Origin of the sequence: Streptomyces sp. 147326, from assembly GCF_045000215.1 — a bacterium.
Lineage (GTDB): Bacteria > Actinomycetota > Actinomycetes > Streptomycetales > Streptomycetaceae > Streptomyces.
In genome coordinates this window covers 768,592-789,703 of the sequence record NZ_CP134201.1, presented here as the reverse complement: position 1 = coordinate 789,703, position 21,112 = coordinate 768,592, and the positions used below count along the sequence as shown (strand labels likewise).

The following is a 21,112-nucleotide window of genomic DNA, read 5'->3' as shown; positions in this document are numbered from 1 at the left end:
TGTGGCGGACCCGGGTCAGCCGAGGACGAGGGGGAGCGGGAGCGGGGTGGCCGACCTGCCCAGTTCGGCCTTCTCCGCGTCGGTCGGGGCCCGCCGTCCGGTGCCGATCAGCAGCGCGTCCTTGTCGGAGAACGACGGGGGGAAGGCCGCGCCGGCGATCCTCTCCAGCAGCTCGCGTGACCGGGCGAGGCCCTCGGCGGGCGGGTCCGCCGCGTCCGGGAGGTGCGCGATCAGGTCGAGGTGGTGCAGGGTCCATTCCAGGACGTACGCGGCGAGGTAGTCGCCCGTGGTGAGCACCTCGTCGCGGGTGCCGACCCGGACCGGGGGATCCGCGAGTGCGGCGGCGCGGCCGGCGGCGGAACCGACGTCGTCCAGGTGGAACTTGAGCAGCCACGGCTCCTCGTACGCGGCGGCGAGGCGGACGGTCAGCGCGTCGAGCGGGTCCTCGCCCGTCGGGGCCCCGACGAGGTTCCAGTAGGTCACCGCGTCGCGGGTCGGCTCAGTACCGGCGGGGGTCACGAGGGTGATCAGGACGTCCTGGGCATCGATGACCAGATGGCACACCAGGTCCCGAACGAGCCACCCGGTGCAGCCGGACGGCCGCGCGAAGTCCTCGTCACGGAGTTCGGCGACCGCCGTGCGCAACGCTGCCCAGGAGGATGAGAAGAGGTCCACGGCCGCAAGCCTAGTGCGGTGCTGTCAGCGGCCAGGTTCGACGGACCGTCAGCCGAGGCCCGCCGCCAGCGCCTTGGCGGCCCTCGCGACCAGCGCGTCCGTACGTGGCGCGGAAGCCTCCGGCTTGGTGGTCAGCACGGCCAGCACCACCGGCGGCCGCCCCGGAGGCCAGGCGATGCCCACGTTGTTGTTGGTCCCGTACGATCCGGTGCCCGTCTTGTCCCCGATCACCCAGTCGGCGGGCAGGCCGGCCCGGAAGCGGCCGGCACTCGTCGTGTTGGCCAGCAGCCAGCGCGTCAGGTGCTCCCGGTGCCGCGGGACCAGCGCGTCGCCGAGCACGAGCCGTCCGTACGTCCGCCCGATGGCCCTCGGGCTGGTCGTGTCGGTCACCCGAGAGGGCTCGGCCGAGTTCAGCTCCGGCTCCCACCGGTTGAGCCGCGTCGTACGGTCCCCGACGGAACGGCAGAAGGAGGTGACCGCGGTGGGGCCGCCCAGCTCGCGCAGCAGCAGGTTGGCGGCGGCGTTGTCGCTCTGGGCGATGGCCGCGGAGCACAGCTCGGCCACCGTCAGCCCGCCGGCGATGTTCTCGGGCCGCTCCGTCACCGAGCCGCCGCCCGCGGCCGTGACGTCCTCCTGCGTGTAGTGGATGCGCCGGGCGAGGAACTCGCCGTCGCGGTCCAGGTCCCGCATCACGGCCGCCACGGCGGGTGTCTTGAACAGCGAGCACATGGGGAACAGCTCGTCGGCGCGGTACAGCACCGTCCTGCCGGTGGCCGTGTCCCGCGCGTACGCCCCCAGCCGCGCGCCGTACTCGCGCTCCAGCCCGCGCAGCTGCCGGACGGCCTCGCCGTCCCTGCTGTCCCCGCCGCGTCCGCCGTCGCCGCCGGGTGACGCCGCCCGCGCCGCGCCCGCCGGCAGGGCCGCGGTCAGCGCCGCCCCCGCTCCCAGAGTCAGTACTGCTCGACGGGTCTGCTCCACGTCGGCTCTCCTCTTCCCTTTGACGATCACGTGGCGGCAAAGACGCCAAAGATGATCAATCCGGTTCCCTCCGGCCGCCCGTTCTCAGTCCAGGCCGTCGAAGCCCCAGGCCTGGATGTCGCGGTAATGGATGGGGCCGGGGCCGCGGCCCGTGTTGCTGCCGACGAGGTGGAGCCGCCGGGTCTGCCACGGGCGGCCGGTGAACGCGGCGAGCCCGGCCGCCGCCTCCACCGCGCTGGTGCGGTCGTTGCGGCGGGAGCGGGCCAGTGTCAGATGGGGGCGCAGCGGTCGCTCCTGGAAGTCGATGCCGCACGCGCGGACGGTGGCGCGCACGTCGGTGGCGAGGAGGTGCAGTGCTTCGAGCTCTCCGTCGATCCCGGTCCACAGGACCCGTTCGTCGAAGTGCCCGCCTCCGCGCAGTGTGAGCTTCAGGGGCCGCCGGGCCGCGGCGAGGTCCGCGAGCGGCTCCTTGAGGAGCGGAACGGCGGTGACGGGGAGCTCGCCGAGGAAGGCCAGGGTGATGTGCCAGTCCTCGATGCGGTTCCAGCGCATGTCCGGGTACGCGGCGTAGGCGGGCCGCAGCTGCTCGGCCAGCTCTTGCTTCGCGTCGTCGGGCGGGGCGAGCGCTATGAACACGCGGACGGTCTCGGCCTGGATCTTTTCGTTCACGGAGGACTTCGTACCGTGTCCGAGCGGGTCCAGTCATCTTTGCGTTCCCCGCGCGCGGTGCGGCGGCGGACGGCAAAAGGAAAGGCAAGGAGGTAACCGACTCCTTGCCACGCTCAACATATAGCGCACCGGGGGCCTTGCGGCAAGACCCCGGCCGTGCCGCAGAATCACCGATCGAACCTGGAATCTGCGGAAGTTGGGGTTGTTCACGTTGCGTGTGCTGTTGTCGACGTACGGGTCGCGCGGAAGTGTCGAGCCGATGGCGGGTCTCGCGGTCGCCCTGCGGGAGCTCGGCGCGGAGGTGCGGGTGTGCGCCCCGCCGGATGCGGAGTTCGTGGAGCGGCTGGCCGGGGTCGGTGTGGAGATGGTGCCGGCCGGGCAGCCGGTGCGCCCGATGGTGCACTCGGTGACGCCGGGTTCGGCGGTGGGGCTGGCGCAGCGCGTGGCCGACCTGATGGGCGCGCAGTTCGAGACGGTCGCCGCGGCGGCCGTGGGCTGTGATGCGCTGGTGGCGACGGGCCCGTTGCCGGCCGTGACCGGTGCGCGGTCGGTGGCCGAGAAGCTGGGCATCCGCTACGTGCACGCGAGCCACCAGCCGGTCGCCCTCCCGTCGCCCTACCGGCGGCCGCCCGCGCGGCGGGGCCGGCCGTTGCCGCCGGGGGTGAGCGACAACCGGGCGCTGTGGGAGCTGGACGCGCGGATCGCGAACGAGATGTTCGGCGAGGAGCTGAACGGCCGACGGGCTGCGTTCGGCCTGCCACCGGTGGAGAACGTCCGCGACTACGCCTTCACCGACCAGCCGTGGCTGGCCACGGACCCGGTCCTGGACCCCTGGCGGACGACGGACCTCGACGTGGTGCAGACCGGTGCCTGGACCCGGCCCGACGAACGCCCGCTCCCCGCCGGCCTGGAGGCGTTCCTGGAAGCCGGCGCACCACCGGTGTACGTCGGCCTGGGCAGTACGCCCATCGGCGCCCCGGAGGACTTCGCGCGGACGGCCGTCGCCGCGGTCCGCGCGCAGGGCCGCCGTGTGGTCCTCGCCCGCGGCTGGGCCGGCCTGGACCTGGTCGACGACCAGGACGACTGCTTCGTCGTCGGCGAGGTCAACCAGCAGGCGCTGTTCCGGCGGGCGGCCGCCGTCGTGCACCACGGCAGCGCGGGCACCACGGCGACCGCCACCGGGTCCGGCACGCCCCAGGTGGTCGTGCCCCAGGGAGGAGACGCACCGTACTGGGGCGGCCGGATCACCGACCTGGGCATCGGGACCGCCCACGACGGCCCCGCCCCGACCACCGAGTCCCTGTCGCTCGCGCTCGAGGCGGCCCTGGAGCCCGAGACCGGCGCACGGGCGACCGCCGTGGCCGCCACGATCCGTAAGGACGGGGCGACGGTCGCCGCGAAACTGCTGCTCGACGCCGCCCACTGAGCCAGCCGTGATCCCGGTGCGGCGCACCACCCCGGACGGGTTTTGTATCGGGCGGGTATCAGGGAGCGCTTGGTCGTCCATCGAAATGCGTGCGCCGGGCCGCGGCGAACGGCCACGCCCGATGTCTGCCATATCGTTCCTTTCAGGTCCCGTCCGCGCGTGGGCGCGGACGGGACCTGCCCGTTTCCCACGACCGTCCGAACAGGAGCCGTCCGCCCGTGTCCCCGTCCGTCCCGCCCCCGGCGCCGGCCCCGGCCTCTCCGCCACCCGTTCGCGTGCTGCTGGTGGAGGACGACGACCTGATGCGCCGCTCCTTCACCGTCGCCCTCGAGCGCTACGGCTACCGGATGAGGACCGCGGCCGACGGGCTGGCGGGGCTGGAGCTCTTCCGCGAGGAGGGCTTCGACCTGCTGATCCTGGACGTGATGCTGCCCGGCCTGGACGGGATCGGCCTGTGCCGCAGGGTCCGGGAGACCAGCCTGGTGCCGGTCCTCATGATGTCCGCCCGCGGCGACGGACTCGATGTCGTCGCAGGTCTGGAGGCCGGCGCGGACGACTACGTGGTCAAACCCGTGGACACGTACGTGCTCGTGGCACGCATCCGTTCGCTGCTGCGGCGGGCGACCTACGCGCCCGCGCCCGCCCCGGAACCCGGGCGGGCGACCGGCGACGACGGGCCGCCACCGTCGGCGGGGGAGACGCTGGTCTTCGGGGACCTGACCATCGACACCGGCGGCCTGGAGGTCTTCGTCGCCGGAAGCCCGGTGGCGCTGACCCCGACGGAACTGAAACTGCTCCTGGCGTTCGCCGCCCACCCGGGCATCGTGCTGGAGCGCCACACGCTGCTGCGGGACGTGTGGGACTACGGCTGGGACGGCGACAGCCGCGTCGTGGACCTGTGCGTGCAGCGGCTGCGCAGGAAACTCGGCCGCGACAGGATCGAGACGGTCCGCGGCTTCGGCTACAAGCTCAGGCGTTGAGGCCGGTGCGTCCGTTCCACCGGCTCCGGCCGGCCCGCGTGTCCCTGCGCTGGAAGATCGCCGCACTGGCCGCGGCCACGTCATGCCTGGTCGTGGCGGCGGTGGGCGTCCTCGTGCACGTGTGGACCGCACAGGACATCCGCAGCCGGGCCGAAGCCCAGGCCTTCAACACCGTGTACTCCGCCACGGCCACCTACCGGCGCACCGGAACGCTGATCGACGGTGCCGAGCTCGATCCGGCCGAGCTGCCCGCCGCACTGCGCCGGCCTGCCGACGGCGTCCGGCACGTCGCCCACGACGGGCACGTCGAGGGCAACGTGGGGCCCAGCGTCTGGGCCGCCCAGCGCACCGGCGGCCCGGACAGCCCGGTGCTCGCCGTCCGGGTCAACATGAGCTCGGAGCTCCACGATCTGCAGCGGCTCGACGTCAGCATGGCGCTGGCCTCGCTGGTCGCGCTCGCGGCGGCCGTGCCCCTCGCGGTCTACGGAGCCGGGCTGCTCGCCCGTAGGCTGCGGCGGGTCTCCGAGACCGCGGGCCGGATCTCCGCCGGGGACCTGGACGCCCGGACCGGACCCACCGAGGGCGGCGACGAGGTCGCCGACATCGCCGCCACCGTCGACCTCATGGCCGACAGCCTCGGCCGACGGCTGCGCACCGAGCGCCAGTTCACCGCGGACGTGGCCCACGAGCTGCGCACCCCCGTCGGCGGTCTGCTGGCCGCCGCCGACCTGCTGCCCCGCGGTGAGACGGAGGACCTGCTCCGGGCCCGGGTGCGCGACCTGCGCGGCCTGGTCGAGGACCTCCTCGAGATCTCCCGGCTCGACGCCGGCGCCGAACGGCCGGTCCGCGACCGTGTCCCGCTCGGCGCGGTCGTCTCCGAGGCGGTGGCGCGCACCGGCCTCGACACCGAGGTCACCGTCACCGCAGCCGCCGACGCCGACGCACAGGGTGGTCCCGAGGCCGCACGGGCCGGGGAGACGGTGGAGACCGATCCGCGCCGCCTCGAACGGATCGTCGGCAACCTCGTCGTCAACGCCCACCGGCACGGAGACACCCCGGTACGGGTCGCCGTCGAGGGCCGGACGGTCGTCGTGCGCGACCACGGCCCCGGCTTCCCCAGGGACCTGCTCCTCGACGGCCCGCGCCGCTTCCACACGGGCGGCACGGGGCGCGGCTCGGGCCACGGCCTGGGCCTGACCATCGCCCTCGGCCAGGCTCGGCTCCTCGGCGCCGAGCTGCGCTTCGAGAACGCCCCGGACGGCGGCGCGGTCGCCACCCTCCGTCTGCCGGCCTGACCGCCCGCCCCTACACAACCGATACGAAGCGGAGCGGACGCCGATACGCGGCGGCCCGAACCCCGATACGTTCCCCGGACACCCTTCGGAGTGCACCTTTCCGCACCCGAGGAGGAGTCCTTCGTGACCGCCGACGCCTTTGCCCCGCACCCGCTGCACACGCCGACCGGGGCCGCGGCCGCCACCACCGACCTGTCGAAGGTCTACGGCAGCGGCGACACCCGCGTCGTCGCCCTGGACCGGGTCAGCATCGCCTTCGGGGAGGGCGAGTTCACCGCGATCATGGGTCCCTCCGGCTGCGGCAAGTCCACCCTGCTGCACTGCGCCGCCGGTCTCGACTCCTTCAGCTCCGGCTCCGTCCGCATCGGCACCGCCGAACTGGGCACCCTCGACGACCGGCAGCTCACCCGGCTGCGCCGCGACCGGATCGGTTTCGTCTTCCAGGCCTTCAACCTGCTGCCGACGCTGACCGCGCTGGAGAACATCACGCTGCCGCTGACCATCGCAGGCCGCCGGCCCGACCGGCAGTGGCTGGACCGGGTGGTCTCCATGGTCGGGCTGCCCCAGCGCCTGGACCACCGGCCGGGACAGCTGTCCGGCGGGCAGCAGCAGCGCGTCGCGGTCGCCCGCGCCCTGGTGTCCCGTCCCTCGATCGTCTTCGGCGACGAACCCACCGGCAATCTCGACTCCCGGTCCGGGGCCGAAGTCCTCGGCTTCCTGCGCGACTCGGTGCGCGAGCTGGGCCAGACCGTGGTCATGGTCACCCACGACCCCGTCGCCGCCGGCTACGCGGACCGCGTGGTCTTCCTCTCCGACGGCCGTCTGGTCGACGAGATGAGCCGTCCCACCCCGGACCGGGTGCTGGACCGGATGAAGGAATTCGACACCCGCTCGCGCACCAGCTGAACCGCCCCCCGCCCCGGCACCACACCAGCACCAGCCCGAGCACCGCACCAGCCGCCCTCCCGCTCGCTCGCACCAGCCGAGCCGCCTCCCCCAGGATCCGCATCCCCATGTTCCGTACCGCCCTGCGCAACGTGTTCGCGCACAAGGCCCGTCTCCTGATGACCGTGTTCGCGGTCATGCTCGGAGTCACCTTCGTGTCCGGCAGCCTCGTCTACGGCGACAGCCTCCACCGCGCCGCCACCGCCCGGGCGACCGACGGCTACGAGCGCATCGCCGTCAGCGTCTTCCCCGAGGACTCCCGGGACTCCCCGAACCACCCCGGCGGGCCGGCCGGCATCGACGCCGGCACCGTGAACACCCTGGCCGGGGTCCCCGGCGTCGCCGTCGCCGCGGGCCGCGTCACCGGTTTCGCCGCCGTCGCCGACCGCGAGGGCCGGCTGCTCGGTCACGGCCCGTCCCACAAGGGGGGCAACTTCGCCGCGGGGGCAGCCGGCACGGACCCCGCCTACCGCTTCACCCAGGGTTCGGGCCCGACCGGAGACGACACGATCGCCCTCGACGAGACCACCGCCGCGAAGGGCGGCTTCCGCGTGGGCGACACCGTCCGCGTCGGCACGAACCAGGGCGCCGCCTCGTACACCCTCAGGGGGATCTTCCGTGCCGACGGGACCACGCTGCCCGCCGGGGGCAGCCTGACGCTGTTCGGCGACGCCACCGCGCAGCGGCTCTTCCTCCAGCCCGGCTGCTACCAGAACGTGGACATCACGGCCGCACCCGGCGCCGACGCGCAGCAGCTCCTCGGCCGGATCGAATCGGCGCTGCCCCAGGGCACCGGCGCGGCCACCGGGGCCCAGCTCGCCCGGATCCAGGCGAACCTCGCCACCAGCGACAGCGACACCATGAGCCAGATCCTGCTCGGTTTCGCCGCGGTCGCCCTGTTCGTCGCCACCTTCCTCATCTCCAACACCTTCACCATGCTCGTCGCCCGGCGCACCCGGGAGCTGGCCCTGATGCGGGCCGTCGGGGCCTCGCGCAAGCAGGTGCGCCGCATCCTGCTGACCGAGTCCCTCCTCGTCGGCGCGATCGCCTCCGCGGCCGGACTCGCCGCCGGCACCGGGGCCGCGGCCCTGCTGCAGACCCTCTTCGCCCCGGCCGACGCCCCGGCCGGCCCGCTGGTCCTCACCCCGGGCACCGTGATCACCTCCCTGCTGGTCGGCACCGCCCTGCCCATGGTCGCCGCCTGGCTGCCGATCCGCCGGGCCATGGCCATCCCGCCGGTCGCCGCGCTCAGCGCGGCCGAGCCCGCGGCGCCCGCGCGCACCGGCTCCCTGCGCACCGGCCTCGGCGCCGCGCTGCTGGTCGGCGGCATCGCCGCCGCCGTGTACGGGGCCCTCACCACGGGGCGGGACTCCCGGGCCGTCATCGGCCTCGGCGCGGCCCTCACCCTGACCGGGGCGATCGTCCTCATCCCGCTGCTGGCCCGGCCGTTCGTCGCCCTGGTCCGGCCGCTGCTGACCCGCCTCCACCCGGTGTACGGCAGCCTCGCCGCCCGCAACACCGTGCGCGACCCGCGCCGTACGGGCGCCACGGCCGCCGCGCTCGCCATCGCGCTCACCCTCGCCTCGGGCCTGTCCGTCCTCGGAGCCTCCGTCGCCCGGTACCTCGACCGGGCGACCACCCACGACTTCACCGCCGACTACCTGGTCAAGCCCGCCGAGGGCGGCATGCGGATGACCCCCGACACCGCGGCGGCCCTGAGGAAGGTGCCCGGGGCCGCGGTCAGCCCGCTCAACCAGTCCACCGAGTACCGGCTGGCCGGAACCCCCTCCGTGCTGACCGGCGTCGACCCCGCCACCATCGGCCGGCTGCTGCGCTACGACGTGGTCGCGGGCTCCCTCGACCGCCTCGCCGAGGGCCAGATCGCCGTGGCCGAATTCAAGGCCAGGCCGGCCGGCTGGCACGTCGGCCAGACCCTGACCCTGCAGCGTCAGGACGGCGAGCGGGGCAGCGTCACCATCGGCGCCGTCTACCGGGCGGACGAGCAGAGCAACCTGCTGCCCAGCATCACCGCACCCGACTCCCTCGTCGCCCGCTACGACTCCACCCCGCACACCGCCGGAATCCTCGTCGGCACGGCCGGCGGACCCGGCCGGAGCGCACTCGGCGACGTCACCCGCGCACTCGGCGACAACCCCGCCCTGGCCGTGCTCGACCGGGCGGGCATCCGGGCCCAGGACAGCGGGTCCATCGGCGACCAGCTCAACGTCTTCTACGCCCTGCTGAGCATGGCCCTGGCGATCGCCGGGCTGGGCATCGCCAACACCCTCGCGATGTCCGTCCTCGAACGCCGCAAGGAGATCGGCACCTTGCGCGCCCTCGGTGTGGACCGCGCCGGTGTGAGCCGGATGATCCGGCTGGAGGCCCTGGTCCTTGGCGGGCTCGGCGCGGCGCTCGGCACGGTCCTGGGCGTCTTCCTGGGCTGGGCGCTCGGCCGCACCCTCCAGGAAAGCGTCGCGGGCTACGCGCTGGTCCTTCCCTGGGGCCGGCTCGCCCTCGGCGTGCTCGTCGCGATGGCGGGCGCGCTGGCCGCCTCGCTCTGGCCGGCCCGCAGGGCCGCCCGCGTCGATATTCCGGCCGCCACGGCGGCGCAGTAATCCCCGCGCCCGGGCCCGCCGCCGTGAGCTGCTCAGCAGTCGGCGGGCCCGGCACCGGACCGGGCGAGGACGCGACCGAGCCAGGCGGAACGGGCGGCGCGGGCGTCCCGGCTGAGGGCCGCCCGGGGCGCGAAGGTGTCGAAGCCGTGGGGGAAGGCCCCGGGCCACACGTGCAGTTCGGCCTGGCCGCCGGCCTGCCAGATCGCGTTCGCGTAGGCCACGGCCTCGTCCCGGAAGGTCTCGGCCGATCCGACCTCGATGTAGGCCGGGGGCAGCCCGGACAGATCCGTGGCGCGGGCGGGGGCCGCGGCGAGGCCGCCGCCGGCGCTCTTGCCCCCGATGACGACGCGGTCCGCGTCGATGCCCAGTTCGGGCGCGTGTTCGGCCACCCGGACGAGTCCGGCGTAGCAGTCCTCCACCGGGCCGGGGTACCGCGTGTGCGGTGCCAGCCGGTACTCGACGGAGACGACGGCCAGCTCCAGGGGCAGGGCCCATGCGCGCAGCACCTGCGGGACGACGGACCGCGCGTTGCCCATGATCATTCCGCCGCCGTGCAGGTAGTACAGCGCCGGCAGCGGGCCCGCGACCCCGGCGGGCCGTGCGCTCACCAGCGTGACGTCCGGGTCGCCCGGCGCTCCCGGCACGACCAGCTCGTCCACCTCGAAGAGGCCGTCGGTCGGCCCGGAGCTCCCGCCGTGCCGGCATGGGCCGGGACGCGGCATCCCGCACCTGCCGGGCGGCGAGGTTCTCCGGGGTGAACGGCTCCCTCGCCGCGTCCCCCAAAGCCGCCAGCGCCGCACTCAGTTCGGGGTCGAAGGGGGGCGCGTTCCAAGCCGTCGGGCCGGGCTCGCCACCTGCGGGGAACGCTCGCGCGGGATCCCTCCGGCGTGGTCAACCACCCGTCGGCCACGGGCCGGTGCCCGGCGTCCGAGCGCGCGGTTCATACGGCGGTCACGTGTTCCTCACCGCCCATGTCGAGGCGGAAGGGCGGGTAGGCGTCCGTCATGAGCGTGGCGTACGCCGTCACGCGGAGCACCCACCGGTTGAGCCCGATCACCAGGTCGAACAGGTCGCGCGGGTACTTCTCGGTGAAGGCCAGCGTGACGACCGCGATGAGCGCGAGCAGGCCGATCAGGCCCGCGCTCCACCAGCCGCCGTGCGCACCGGTGAAGAAGCCGATCACGAGGTAGTGCGGAATGGCGAGCAGCCACCACTTCACCAGGACCAGGCCCCGGGAGAGCCGCTCGGGGTAGGCGATGTCCAGCCGGGCCGGGTAGTCGGGTTCGGGTCCGAGGCTGAACGGCGGATACCGGTCGGTGCCCAGGACGCCGTAGGAGTAGTACGTGACCCGCCAGGTCCAGCGGAGGACCCCGAGGTTGCAGTCGAAGAGGGCCCGCGGATACCGCTCGGTGAAGAGGATGGCGAAGAACGCGATCACGCAGATCACGAGGAAGGCGATCCACAGGAACGCCAGCACGATGTAGTGCGGAACGGCCAGGATCCACTTGACCAGCCACAGCCAGCGCGAAAGCGGTGGGTCCAGTCGGGCCGTCACCGTTACCGGCGGGTAGGAGGTCGGCAGGGTCATCGTGCTCACCTCATCGGCTCACCTCGTCCCCTCCCATCATCCCGGCTGCGCGCACCGCGCTCCACTCGGGCGGACCCCGAGCGCGAGCACATGGGGCGGGAGCGGCGTACTCCTGTGCGCCCCTGCGTGCTCCTTCGACGGTGCGGGCCACTCCGCTTACGGTTCCGGGCCATGAGCGGATACGCGAAGGAACCGGCCACCCCGACGGAAATCAGCACCCGGGACTTGCCTCCCTCCGACCGGTGGTCCACGACCCCCGTCATACCGGCCCCGGTCTGCCGCTTCGAGAACTTCCTCGGCGAGGAACGCGCCGCCGGCCTGCTGGCCTACGGGATCTCCCGGCAGCCCGACTTCAACGCGGGAACGGTCCTCGACCCCCTGTCGGGCCAGGTCTCCCACAAAGGCCGCAGCTCCCTCGTCCTCCCCGTGACCAGCTCCGTCTTCAGCCGGCACCTCGCCGACTGCCTGCCGCTCGTCCAGGAGGTCCTCGGTCACCAGGCCGCGCTCACGCAGACCCTGACGGTCCTGACGGCGCACGGGGAAGGTGGCCACTACGGCATCCACACCGACGCCTCACGGGTCCGCGACGTCGGCACGGCCGTGTCGGCCGTGTACTACCTCCACCGCAGGCCCCGTGGTTTCGAGGGCGGCCAACTCCGTTTGTACGACACGCAGTTCCACGAGAGCGGACCGCTGCCGGCGGAGACCTACCGCACCATCGAACCCGAGCACGACACCATCGTGTTCTTCCCGGCCAGCGCCTTCCACGAGGTGGTCCCGTCCACCTGCCCCAGCGGCCGGTTCGAAGATCACCGGTTCACGCTCACGACGTGGATCAGCGGCACCGAGTCCGCGCCGGCGACTCCCGGCACCCCGTTCCGGATCTGGCAGTGGATGGCCCGCGCGGCCGAACACACCCGCCCGCTCGCGGACATCACCCGCGACCACGACGGCGCCAGGCCCATCGCCCTCCCGGCCGCCGACCCCGTCACCCGGCTCACCCTTCCCGCGCCCCGCACGGCACCGTGAGCGAGGTCCTCGAAAGTCCCCTCACGAACACCGCCGACCTGGTGGGCCGGACGGTCATCGCACCGGCCCGGCCCGGCCCGGCGCAGGCCTGATGACCGCCGTGATCGGCACGCCGAACTTCCGCCACCTGCTCGTACGCAGCCGCCGGTAGTCGCACACGGCCGGGGGCGACGGGTCACGGGCCCCCGGTCACGGACGCCCGGTCAGGACTCCGACGGGTCAGGCCCGCCCGGTCAGGTATCCGCCCATCGAGGTGAAGTACTCGGCCGCGGGCAGCTCCCGGCCGTCCTCGGTCCGTACGCGCGTGACGGCCAGCCCGTGGTTGCGGCCCGTCCGGGCGTCGGCGCCCGCGACGATCACCACGCCCTCGCCCTCCCGGTAGAAGATCCGGCCGGGCGTGCCGCCGTACCGGCCCTCGGACACGCAGGCGGACAGGACCTCCAGGCGCCTGCCCTTGTGGAAGGTGAAGGCGCTGGGGTACGGCTCGGACTGGGCGCGGACCAGGCGGTCGAGGTCCTCCGCGGGCCAGCTCCAGTCGAGCCGGCTGTCCTCGAGGGACCGCTTGTGGAAGAAGCTCGCCTGGGACCGGTCCTGCCTGGTGAACTCCGTCCGCCCGGAGGCGATGAGGTCGAGGGCGCCGACGGTGACCGGGGCGATGAGGTCGACGGTCCGGTGGAAGAGGTCGGTGGCGGTGTCCGTCGGCCCCACCGGTACCGACTCCTGCCGCACGATGTCCCCGGCGTCGAGTTCGTCGTTCATCATGTGCGCGGTGACGCCCACTTCGGTCTCGCCGTTGATCAGCGCCCAGATGAGGGGCGAGAAGCCGGCGTACTTCGGCAGCAGCGAGTCGTGCACGTTCAGGGTGCCGTGGCGGGGGAGTCCGAAGACGCGCGGGGGCAGCCACGTACGCCAGTTGTTGGCGACGATGATGTCCGGGTCGGCCTCCTTGAGGCGCTGGAACAGCTCGTCGTCGTCCGGGCGGTTGCGGAGCAGGACCGGGACGCCGTGCTCTTCGGCGAGGTCGGCGACGGAGTCGCTCCAGATCTTCTCGTAGGCGTGCTCGCTCTTCGGGTGCGTCACCACCAGCACCACGTCGTGCTCGGAGTCCAGGAGGGCTTGCAGGGTGCGGTGCCCCCAGGTCTGGTAACCGAACATGACGACCCGCATGGGGTTCCTCCTCAGGGACAGGGGTTGGTAGCAGTCGAGTAAAGCAAGGCTTGCCTAAGTTGACAACGGTGCTCGCTCTGCCGGGAGTTGACGATCACTCCGATCCGGCCGCCCGATTTGTCTATCGACAGCCCCGGGAGAATCAGCTTAGCCTTACCTAAGTTTCGGTCGCGTCTCCGTCGGCGTGCCCGGCTTTCCGGCCTTCCCGATGCCCGACCGACCGCCTTGGCCGCTCGGCAGACGGCGGCTGCCCTCGCACGATGGGAGCGACATGGCACAGGCTCGTCCTGGCGACCCCCCGCTGATCCACGACCTCATAGGAATCGGCTTCGGCCCGTCCAATGTGGCCATGGCGATCGCGGTCGGTGAGCACAACGCACGCGTCGGCAGGGAAGAAGTGATCACCACTCACTTCTTCGAGCAGCAGCCGCGCTTCGGCTGGCACCGGGGCATGCTCATCGACGACGCGACCATGCAGGTGTCCTTCCTGAAGGACCTGGTGACGCTCCGGAACCCGGCCAGCGAGTTCAGCTTCCTGTGCTACCTGAAGAGCAGGGGACGGCTGATCGACTTCATCAACCACAAGAACCTCTTCCCGCTGCGCGTGGAGTTCCACGACTACCTGGAGTGGTCCGCGGCCAAGGTCGACGACATGGTCTCCTATGGCCACGAGGTCGTGGGGGTCACGCCGGTCGTCCGCGAAGGAGTGGTGGACCACCTCGACGTGACGGTCCGGTCGGGGGAGGGACTCGCGCTCCACCGGGCCCGCAACCTCGTCATCGGCACCGGCCTGCGTCCCCTCATGCCGGAGGGCGTGGAGCGCACCGACCGCATCTGGCACAACTCCGATCTCCTGACGAAGGTCGACGGCCTGAAGGACGCCGACCCCTCCCGTTTCATCGTGGTGGGCGCGGGGCAGAGCGCCGCCGAGAACGTCGCCTACCTGCACCGCCGCTTCCCGCAGGCCGAGGTCTGCGCCGTCTTCTCCCGGTACGGGTACAGCCCCGCCGACGACAGCGGCTTCGCCAACCGGATCTTCGACCCGGAGGCGGTCGGCGAGTTCTACACCGCGCCCGAGAACGTCAAGCGCAAGCTGATGGACTACCACCGCAACACGAACTACTCCGTGGTGGACATCGACCTGATCGACGAGCTGTACCGGCAGATGTACCAGGAGAAGGTCCTCGGCACCGAGCGCCTGCGCTTCATCAACGTCTCGCGGCTGACCGGCGTCACGGAGACGCCGGCCAAGGTCCACGCCACCGTGCAGTCCTTAGTGACAGGCGAGGAGACGCTCCTGGACGCGGACGTCGTGGTGTTCGCCACCGGCTACCGCCCCGCCGACCCGATCGGCCTCCTCGGCGAGGTCGCCGACCGCTGCCTGCGCGACGACGAGGGCCGTGTCCGCGTCGAGCGCGACTACCGCATCGCGACCGACCCGGAACTGCGCTGCGGCATCTACGTGCAGGGCGGTACGGAGCACACGCACGGCATCACGTCGTCCCTGCTGTCCAACACCAGCATCAGAGTCGGCGAGATCCTCGACTCGCTCCTCGACCGGGGCCTCAAGTCCGATTCCGACGAGGTCCGGACCGTGGCCGACGGAACGGGCAGCACGGCCCGCTAGCCCGATACGCGGACCGCTGCGGTCCGCACACTGCCGCCTGGTGGCGCGTGCCACCGGCGATGTTTCGCCGGTGGAGCGAAGGGATAACGTACAGCGACATGGGCACGACTACAGTGGAGCGTCCCGCGCCCAGGGGTGCAACGGAGGCCCGCCGACGCCGGGTTGTGGGCTCCTTGGCACTCCTGCTGATCCTCCTGACCGCCGTGGTGGTGTCGTTGGCCGTCGGTGCCCGCGCCCTCGGTCCGGCCGACGTGTGGCACGGGCTGACGGCGGAACCGGATCCGGACCGGCGGCTCACCGAGATCAGGCTCATCGTGCAGACCGTACGCGTGCCCAGGACGGTCCTGGCGGTCGTGGCGGGCGTGGCTCTGGGCGTCGGCGGGGCGTTGATCCAGGGGTACACGCGCAACCCGATCGCCGACACGGGCCTGCTCGGGGTGAACTCGGGAGCCTCGTTCGCCGTGGTCACGGTGATCGCCGTGTTCGGGCTCGCCGGCCCGTTCCAGTACGTCTGGTTCTCCTTCCTGGGGGCGGCGGTCGCCGGTGTCGTCGTGTTCGGACTGGCGAGCATCGGCCGGGGGGCCGGCAACCCCCTGACGCTCGCCCTGGCCGGACAGGGGATCACCGTGTTCCTGGCGGCGATGACCACGGCGGTCGCGCTGTCGGACAAGGCCTCGCTGAACGCACTGCGCTTTTGGAACGCGGGCTCCGTGGCCGGTGTCGGATTCGACGTCATCTGGCCGGTGACGGCGTTCATCGCGGTCGGGCTGGTGCTGGCCCTGACCACGCTGCCCGCGGTCAACCTGCTCAATTTGGGCGACGACGTGGCGCGCGGGCTGGGCGTGAACATCGCGCTGAGCCGGACCGTCGGCATCATCGCCATCACCCTGCTGGCGGGTGCGGCGACGGCGGCGTGCGGGCCCATCGCCTTCCTCGGTCTCATGGTGGCCCACGTGGCCAGGTACCTGACCGGGCCGGACTACCGCTGGCTGGTGCCGTACGCGGGCCTGCTCGGCGCCATCGTCCTCCTGGTCTGCGACATCGCGGGGCGCCTGCTGGTGCGGCCGGGCGAGTTGGACGCCGGTGTCGTGGTGGCCCTCCTCGGCGCCCCCTTCTTCGCGGTTCTGGTGTGGCGCGGAAAGTTCAAGAGCGCGTGAACGGGGCCGACGTGGAAGTCGTGGAAGTCGTGAAGCCGCCGGTGGCGCCGGGCGTCCGGCTCGGCCGGGTGTCGTTCGTGTGGCGACCGTGGATGGTGTGCGCCACCCTGCTGCTGGCGGCGGCGACGTTCCTGGTGTTCTGCCTGTCCATCGGCGTCGGGGAGTTCCCCATCGGCCTGCCCCAGGTGATCGCCACGATCCTCGGCCGGGGCGAGCAGGTGGACGAGTTCGTGATCATGGACCTGCGGATGCCGCGGGCCCTGGCCGGGTGCGTCGTGGGCATCGCGCTGGGGGTGTCCGGGGCGATCACCCAGTCCATCGCGCGCAATCCGCTGGCCAGCCCCGACATCCTGGGGATCACCGGCGGCGCCGGCGCGGTCGCGGTGTTCCTGGTGACGGTGTCGGGCGGGACCGCCGCGGCGGTCGTGAGCTCCGTCGGCCTGTCGGGGGCGGCGCTCGCGGGCGGTCTCGGCACGGGACTGCTCGTGTACTTCCTGGCGTGGCGGCGCGGGATCGACGGTTTCCGGCTCATCCTCATCGGCATCTCGGTGAGCGCCGTGATGGAAGCCGTCACGACCTGGCTGCTGGTCCAGGCCGACATCAGGGACGTGGCCCGGGCCCAGGCGTGGCTGATCGGCTCGCTGGACAACCGGTCGTGGGACGACATCCGGGTGGCGGTCTGGTGCACGCTGGCGCTGATGGTCGTCGTGGCGTGCGCCGCGTTCCAGTTCAAGCCGATGCACCTCGGCGACGAGGTGGCCGCGGGGCTGGGCGTCCGGTACTCGGCCGTCCGGGCGGTGCTGCTGCTGTGCGCGGTCCTGCTGGCCGGCGTGGCGGTGAGCGCGGCGGGCCCGGTTCCGTTCGTCGCGCTGGTCGCGCCGCAGGTGGCGATGCGTCTGCTGAGGTGCCCGACGCCGCCGATGGCGGCCTCCGGCATGGTGGGGGCCCTGTTGCTGATCGGCGCGGACCTGGTCGCCCGTACGGCGCTGCCGATCACCCTCCCGGTGGGCGTGGTCACCGCCGCGATCGGCGGTCCCTTCCTGGTCTACCTCCTGGTGCGGGCGAACCTCCGTTGACCGACTCGTATGAAGGCACGTCTAGTGCAGGGGGACTTGTGGCCGTATCGCACATCACCGGGATCCAGTCCGGGGGTGAGGACACCTCACGGCTGGCGGCCAGGGGGGTCACGGTCGGGTACGGAGGCCGGAGCGTCATCGACGACCTCCACGTGGCGATCCCGCCCGGGGTGATCTCCACGATCATCGGCTCCAACGGCTGCGGGAAGTCGACCCTGCTGCGGACCCTCTCACGGCTGCTCAAACCGACGAAGGGGTCGGTCGTCCTGGACGGCGAGGACATCGCCACGCTCAGGACCCGGGACGTGGCGAAGAAGCTCGGCCTGCTGCCGCAGGCGCCGGTCGCGCCGGACGGGCTCACGGTGGCCGACCTGGTCGCCCGGGGGCGACATCCGCACCAGAGCTGGCTGCGCCAGTGGTCCTCGGACGACGCCGCCGTCGTGGAGCGGGCGCTGGCCATGACCGGGGTGTCCGACCTGGCCGACCGGCCGGTCGACGCGCTGTCCGGCGGACAGCGCCAGCGCGTCTGGATCTCGATGACGCTGGCCCAGGGCACCGACCTGCTCCTGCTGGACGAGCCGACCACCTTCCTGGACCTGGCGCACGCGATCGACGTGCTCGACCTCGTGGACGACCTGCACGAGTCGGGATGCACCGTGGTCATGGTGCTGCACGACCTCAACCTGGCCACGCGCTACAGCGACAACCTCATCGTGATGAAGGCCGGGTCGATCCTGGCGCAGGGGCACCCGCGGGACGTCATCACCGCCGAACTGCTGCACGAGGCGTTCGGGCTGCGCGCCAAGGTGATCGACGATCCGGTGGGGGACCGGCCGCTGATCGTGCCGATCGGCCGTACCCACGTCCAGCTCGGCCGACTCGACTGATTAGACAAAAACCCGGTTCAAGTAAGGCTAGGCTAGCCTCACTTGAGCGCGATACGGTTTGCCTGCCCTCGGGCGGGGGCGCAGTGGACAGCCCGAAAGCAAGGGATTGCGGATGCTTCTCCATCGAACGACTCGTACGAATTCCTGGGGGCGGCTGACGGCGGGACTGTCCGCCGCGGCCCTCGGCGTCGGCCTCCTGGCCGGATGCGGTTCCGACACGAAGGACCAGTCCGACAAGAAGAGCGACGACGCCCCGGCTGCCGCGGCCGGCACCTTCCCGGTCACCGTGGAGCACGCGTTCGGGTCCACGAAGGTGGCCAGGGCCCCCCAGCGGGTCGTCTCCGTCGGCTACACCGACGACCAGGCCATCCTGGCGTTCGGCATCAAGCCGGTCGGCATGGTGGACCAGTACCCCAACCCGCCGGGCACCAGCCCGGACATCAACACCCAGTGGCCCTGGGTGAAGGACAAGTGGGGCGACACCCGCCCCGAGGTCGTCATGAACAACGGCGACACCGGACCGAACTACGAGAAGATCGCGGCCCTGCGCCCCGACCTGATCATCGCGGTCTACTCCGAGATCGACCAGGCCGCCTACGACAAGCTCTCCAAGATCGCCCCGACGGTGGGCCGCACCAAGGCCGAGAAGGAGCCGTTCAGCGCCCCCTGGCAGGACAACGCGGTCCACATCGCCAAGGCGCTGGGCCAGGAGTCCAAGGGCACCGAACTGGTGAAGGGCATCCAGGACAAGCTCGACGCGGCCAAGAAGGCGCACCCCGAGTTCGCGAACCAGACCGCCGTCGCACTGTCCTGGTACAAGGACTCGGCGGCCCCCTTCACCTCCACCGACGTCCGCGGGCGTCTGGTGAGGGGCACCGGCTTCAAGTACCAGACCGAGATCGACAAGATCGCCGACGGCAAGTTCTACACCACGCTGTCCCCCGAGCGCATGGACCTGATCGACGTCGACCGCATCTTCGTCATCAACGACAAGGCCGACACGGAGGCGCTCAAGAAGTTCGAGCTGTTCGCCAACCTGGCCGCGGTCAAGAACGGCAAGGTGTCGTACCTGCTGGACGGCGAGGGCCCGGCGGTCGGCGCGGCCATGTCCCAGGGCACCCTGCTGTCCCTGCCGTACGCGGTCGACGAACTCGTCAAGTCGGTCGGCTAGGTGTGAGCACCACCGATACGCGCGTCGCCCCGTCGACCCTGCGCACGACGACCGGACGCGAGGCCACCCGCTGGGTCACGGCGCACTGCCGCGAAGTGCCCTGGCTGACGGCCGCCACCGTGCTCACCACGGTGGCCGGGGCGGCGCTCCAGGTACTCCCGCTGCTGCTGCTCGGCCGGGTCGTGGACGGGGTGGTAGCGGGCGAATCCCGCGCCATCCTGGTCACGACAGGGGTGCTGATGGTGGCCGCCGCGCTGCTCGGCGCGGCGGCCACCACCCTGTCGACCTACCTGGTCGGGCGGCTGGGCGCGGACCTGCTCGCGCGGCTGCGGGAAGGTGCCGTACGGGCGGTGCTGGGGATGCCGAGCGCACGCATCGAGCAGGTCGGCCGGGGAGACGTGCTGTCCCGGGTCGGTGACGACGTCGCCGTGCTGTCCAGGGGCATCCGCACGGCCGTCCCCACGGTGTTCTCGGCGGGCGTGCTGGTGGTCATCGCCACGCTCGGCATGTTCGGCCTGGACTGGCGGCTCGGCCTGGCCGGCGCCGGCGCGCTGCCCGCGTACGCGCTGGCCCTGCGCTGGTACCTGCCCCGGTCCGCCCCGCTCTACCGCAAGCAGCGGGCGGTCCAGGCCGACCGCGCGCAGGCGTTGATCAGTGGGCTCAACGGGATCGACACGGTGCGGGCGTACCGCCTGGAGGGGGCCGTCCGCGAGAAGGTCACCACCGAATCGTGGCGGGTGCGCGAACTCGGCATCGAGGTGTTCCGGCTCTTCGGCCGCTTCGTCGGCCGGGAGAACCGCGCCGAGTTCATCGGACTGGTCCTGATCCTCGTGGTGGGCTACGCCCTGCTGGAGGCCGACGCCGCCAGCCTCGGCGAGGTGTCGGCGGCCCCCCTGCTGTTCCACCGGCTGTTCACCCCGCTGGGCTCCATCATGTTCACCTTCGACGAGGCGCAGAAGTCGGGTGCGAGCCTGACGCGGCTGGTCGGCGTGCTGGGGGAGGACGCCGAGGACCGGCTGGTCGGCGCCCCGGGCGTCGTACCGGCGGCCGACGTGCCGTACGCGGTGACGGTGGAGGGACTCACGTTCAGCTATCCCGACACCGAGGAGCCGGTCCTTCGGGACGTCAACCTGACGATTCCGGCCGGGGGTTCGCTCGCGCTGGTGGGGGCGACGGGCGCGGGCAAATCGACCCTGGCCGCGCTGATCGCGGGCATCGGGACCCCACAGGCCGGGTCGGTGCGCATCGGTCCGACCGACCTCGCCGGTCTGGACGAGGCAGGAGCGCGGGCCCTGGTGAGCATCCTGACGCAGGAGACGCACGTGTTCTCCGGCCCGCTCGCCGACGACCTGCGGCTGGCCGCGCCGGAAGCGACCGACGCCGAGCTGATGGACGCCCTGCGCACGGTCGGCGCCGACAAGTGGGTCGACGCGCTGCCGGGCGGAACGGGCGCCCTGGTCGGCGAGGGCGGCGAGCGGCTGGACGTCACCAAGGTCGCCCAGATCGCCCTGGCCCGGCTGGTGCTGGCCCGGTCCCCGGTGGTGGTGCTCGACGAGTCGACGGCGGAAGCGGGCAGCGAGGGCGCGGCCGAGCTGGAACGGGCGGTGCTCGCCGCGTGCGCGGGCCGGACCACGCTGGTCGTGGCACACCGGCTGACGCAGGCGATGGCGGCGGACCGGATCGCCGTGCTGGACGCGGGACGCGTCGTGGAGCACGGCACGCACAACGAGCTGGTGGCTCTGGGCGGCCGGTACGCGCGCCTGTGGCGGGCCTGGCGCGAGGGTAGCTGAGCCCACCCTGATCCGGGTGGGCCGACTTACAGACTGT

Annotated in this window: 18 protein-coding genes; 12 read left to right on the top strand and 6 right to left on the bottom strand. The window is 72.4% G+C overall.

The genetic code is table 11. From position 1 onward, the window contains the following. Nucleotides 1-15 precede the first annotated feature (15 nt). The 3 genes from RIU97_RS03845 to thpR all read right to left on the bottom strand — a co-directional run bounded on the left by RIU97_RS03845 (nucleotide 16) and on the right by thpR (nucleotide 2,322). Nucleotides 16-675 carry a maleylpyruvate isomerase N-terminal domain-containing protein gene (locus RIU97_RS03845; RefSeq protein ID WP_404953339.1) on the bottom strand — a complete coding sequence of 220 codons (660 nt, stop codon included), beginning with the start codon at nucleotides 673-675 and terminating at the stop codon, nucleotides 16-18. A gap of 48 nt (nucleotides 676-723) precedes the next feature. Further along, on the bottom strand, nucleotides 724-1,653 hold the full coding sequence (bla, locus tag RIU97_RS03840) for a class A beta-lactamase (RefSeq protein ID WP_404953338.1): 930 nt from the start codon (nucleotides 1,651-1,653) through the stop codon (nucleotides 724-726). Between the two features lie 84 nt (nucleotides 1,654-1,737). Beyond that, complete coding sequence (gene thpR, locus RIU97_RS03835; protein ID WP_404953336.1) at nucleotides 1,738-2,322, bottom strand: RNA 2',3'-cyclic phosphodiesterase; 585 nt, start codon at nucleotides 2,320-2,322, stop codon at nucleotides 1,738-1,740. Between the two features lie 259 nt (nucleotides 2,323-2,581). Between thpR and RIU97_RS03830 the strand changes: the two genes are divergently transcribed. The 5 genes from RIU97_RS03830 to RIU97_RS03810 all read left to right on the top strand — a co-directional run bounded on the left by RIU97_RS03830 (nucleotide 2,582) and on the right by RIU97_RS03810 (nucleotide 9,583). Continuing rightward, complete coding sequence (locus tag RIU97_RS03830) at nucleotides 2,582-3,748, top strand: glycosyltransferase (RefSeq protein ID WP_404953334.1); 1,167 nt, start codon at nucleotides 2,582-2,584, stop codon at nucleotides 3,746-3,748. A 302-nt stretch (nucleotides 3,749-4,050) separates the two neighbouring features. Then, nucleotides 4,051-4,728 carry a two-component system response regulator CseB gene (gene cseB, locus RIU97_RS03825; RefSeq protein ID WP_404962746.1) on the top strand — a complete coding sequence of 226 codons (678 nt, stop codon included), beginning with the start codon at nucleotides 4,051-4,053 and terminating at the stop codon, nucleotides 4,726-4,728. Beyond that, nucleotides 4,725-6,023, top strand: a complete 1,299-nt coding sequence (locus RIU97_RS03820; RefSeq protein ID WP_404953333.1) for an ATP-binding protein — start codon at nucleotides 4,725-4,727, stop codon at nucleotides 6,021-6,023. The genes cseB and RIU97_RS03820 overlap by 4 nt, the downstream gene beginning before the upstream one ends. Nucleotides 6,024-6,176: 153 nt before the next feature. Next, a complete protein-coding gene (locus RIU97_RS03815; RefSeq protein WP_404962745.1) occupies nucleotides 6,177-6,929 on the top strand; it encodes an ABC transporter ATP-binding protein in 753 nt (250 codons plus the stop codon). A gap of 107 nt (nucleotides 6,930-7,036) precedes the next feature. Next, entirely contained in the window at nucleotides 7,037-9,583 is a 2,547-nt protein-coding gene (locus tag RIU97_RS03810) for an ABC transporter permease (protein ID WP_404953332.1), read from the top strand. Between the two features lie 32 nt (nucleotides 9,584-9,615). Here RIU97_RS03810 and RIU97_RS03805 read toward each other — a convergent pair whose 3' ends face one another. Together RIU97_RS03805 and RIU97_RS03800 are read right to left on the bottom strand one after the other, a co-directional pair. Continuing rightward, nucleotides 9,616-10,305, bottom strand: coding sequence for an alpha/beta hydrolase (locus RIU97_RS03805; protein WP_404953331.1), 690 nt, complete (start codon nucleotides 10,303-10,305; stop codon nucleotides 9,616-9,618). Nucleotides 10,306-10,523: 218 nt separating this feature from the next. Beyond that, complete coding sequence (locus tag RIU97_RS03800; protein ID WP_404962744.1) at nucleotides 10,524-11,171, bottom strand: DUF4389 domain-containing protein; 648 nt, start codon at nucleotides 11,169-11,171, stop codon at nucleotides 10,524-10,526. Between the two features lie 171 nt (nucleotides 11,172-11,342). Between RIU97_RS03800 and RIU97_RS03795 the strand changes: the two genes are divergently transcribed. Then, on the top strand, nucleotides 11,343-12,200 hold the full coding sequence (locus RIU97_RS03795) for a 2OG-Fe(II) oxygenase (protein ID WP_404953329.1): 858 nt from the start codon (nucleotides 11,343-11,345) through the stop codon (nucleotides 12,198-12,200). A gap of 219 nt (nucleotides 12,201-12,419) precedes the next feature. Here the strand turns inward: RIU97_RS03795 and RIU97_RS03790 are convergent, their stop codons facing one another. Continuing rightward, on the bottom strand, nucleotides 12,420-13,367 hold the full coding sequence (locus tag RIU97_RS03790; RefSeq protein ID WP_404953328.1) for a methionyl-tRNA formyltransferase: 948 nt from the start codon (nucleotides 13,365-13,367) through the stop codon (nucleotides 12,420-12,422). Nucleotides 13,368-13,638: 271 nt separating this feature from the next. On the opposite strand from RIU97_RS03790, the gene RIU97_RS03785 reads away from it, so the two are divergent. The 6 genes from RIU97_RS03785 (at nucleotide 13,639) to RIU97_RS03760 (ending at nucleotide 21,075) form a co-directional block, all read left to right on the top strand. Next, a complete protein-coding gene (locus RIU97_RS03785) occupies nucleotides 13,639-14,994 on the top strand; it encodes a lysine N(6)-hydroxylase/L-ornithine N(5)-oxygenase family protein (RefSeq protein ID WP_404953327.1) in 1,356 nt (451 codons plus the stop codon). A gap of 98 nt (nucleotides 14,995-15,092) precedes the next feature. Continuing rightward, complete coding sequence (locus tag RIU97_RS03780) at nucleotides 15,093-16,151, top strand: FecCD family ABC transporter permease (protein ID WP_404953325.1); 1,059 nt, start codon at nucleotides 15,093-15,095, stop codon at nucleotides 16,149-16,151. A 92-nt stretch (nucleotides 16,152-16,243) separates the two neighbouring features. Continuing rightward, nucleotides 16,244-17,227 (top strand): FecCD family ABC transporter permease, encoded by a 984-nt coding sequence (locus RIU97_RS03775; RefSeq protein WP_404962743.1) that lies wholly within the window; start codon nucleotides 16,244-16,246, stop codon nucleotides 17,225-17,227. 38 nt (nucleotides 17,228-17,265) lie between these two features. Then, the gene (locus RIU97_RS03770) at nucleotides 17,266-18,114 is read left to right on the top strand and encodes an ABC transporter ATP-binding protein (protein ID WP_404953324.1); all 849 of its coding nucleotides are present in this window, start codon (nucleotides 17,266-17,268) and stop codon (nucleotides 18,112-18,114) included. Nucleotides 18,115-18,226: 112 nt separating this feature from the next. Beyond that, entirely contained in the window at nucleotides 18,227-19,285 is a 1,059-nt protein-coding gene (locus tag RIU97_RS03765; protein ID WP_404953323.1) for an iron-siderophore ABC transporter substrate-binding protein, read from the top strand. A 2-nt stretch (nucleotides 19,286-19,287) separates the two neighbouring features. Further along, a complete protein-coding gene (locus tag RIU97_RS03760) occupies nucleotides 19,288-21,075 on the top strand; it encodes an ABC transporter ATP-binding protein (protein ID WP_404953322.1) in 1,788 nt (595 codons plus the stop codon). The last annotated feature ends 37 nt before the right edge of the window (nucleotides 21,076-21,112 follow it).

What these genes read in the sequence shown, in the direction of transcription:
- RIU97_RS03830 (WP_404953334.1), top strand. Translation starts at nt 2,582, where the DNA reads ATGGCGGGTCTCGCGGTCGCCCTGCGGGAGCTCGGCGCGGAGGTGCGG.
- cseB (WP_404962746.1), top strand. Translation starts at nt 4,051, where the DNA reads ATGCGCCGCTCCTTCACCGTCGCCCTCGAGCGCTACGGCTACCGGATG.
- RIU97_RS03810 (WP_404953332.1), top strand. Translation starts at nt 7,037, where the DNA reads ATGTTCCGTACCGCCCTGCGCAACGTGTTCGCGCACAAGGCCCGTCTC.
- RIU97_RS03805 (WP_404953331.1), bottom strand. Translation starts at nt 10,305, where the DNA reads ATGCCGCGTCCCGGCCCATGCCGGCACGGCGGGAGCTCCGGGCCGACC.
- RIU97_RS03800 (WP_404962744.1), bottom strand. Translation starts at nt 11,171, where the DNA reads ATGACCCTGCCGACCTCCTACCCGCCGGTAACGGTGACGGCCCGACTG.
- RIU97_RS03795 (WP_404953329.1), top strand. Translation starts at nt 11,343, where the DNA reads ATGAGCGGATACGCGAAGGAACCGGCCACCCCGACGGAAATCAGCACC.
- RIU97_RS03790 (WP_404953328.1), bottom strand. Translation starts at nt 13,367, where the DNA reads ATGCGGGTCGTCATGTTCGGTTACCAGACCTGGGGGCACCGCACCCTG.
- RIU97_RS03785 (WP_404953327.1), top strand. Translation starts at nt 13,639, where the DNA reads ATGGCACAGGCTCGTCCTGGCGACCCCCCGCTGATCCACGACCTCATA.
- RIU97_RS03780 (WP_404953325.1), top strand. Translation starts at nt 15,093, where the DNA reads ATGGGCACGACTACAGTGGAGCGTCCCGCGCCCAGGGGTGCAACGGAG.
- RIU97_RS03775 (WP_404962743.1), top strand. Translation starts at nt 16,244, where the DNA reads ATGGTGTGCGCCACCCTGCTGCTGGCGGCGGCGACGTTCCTGGTGTTC.
- RIU97_RS03765 (WP_404953323.1), top strand. Translation starts at nt 18,227, where the DNA reads ATGCTTCTCCATCGAACGACTCGTACGAATTCCTGGGGGCGGCTGACG.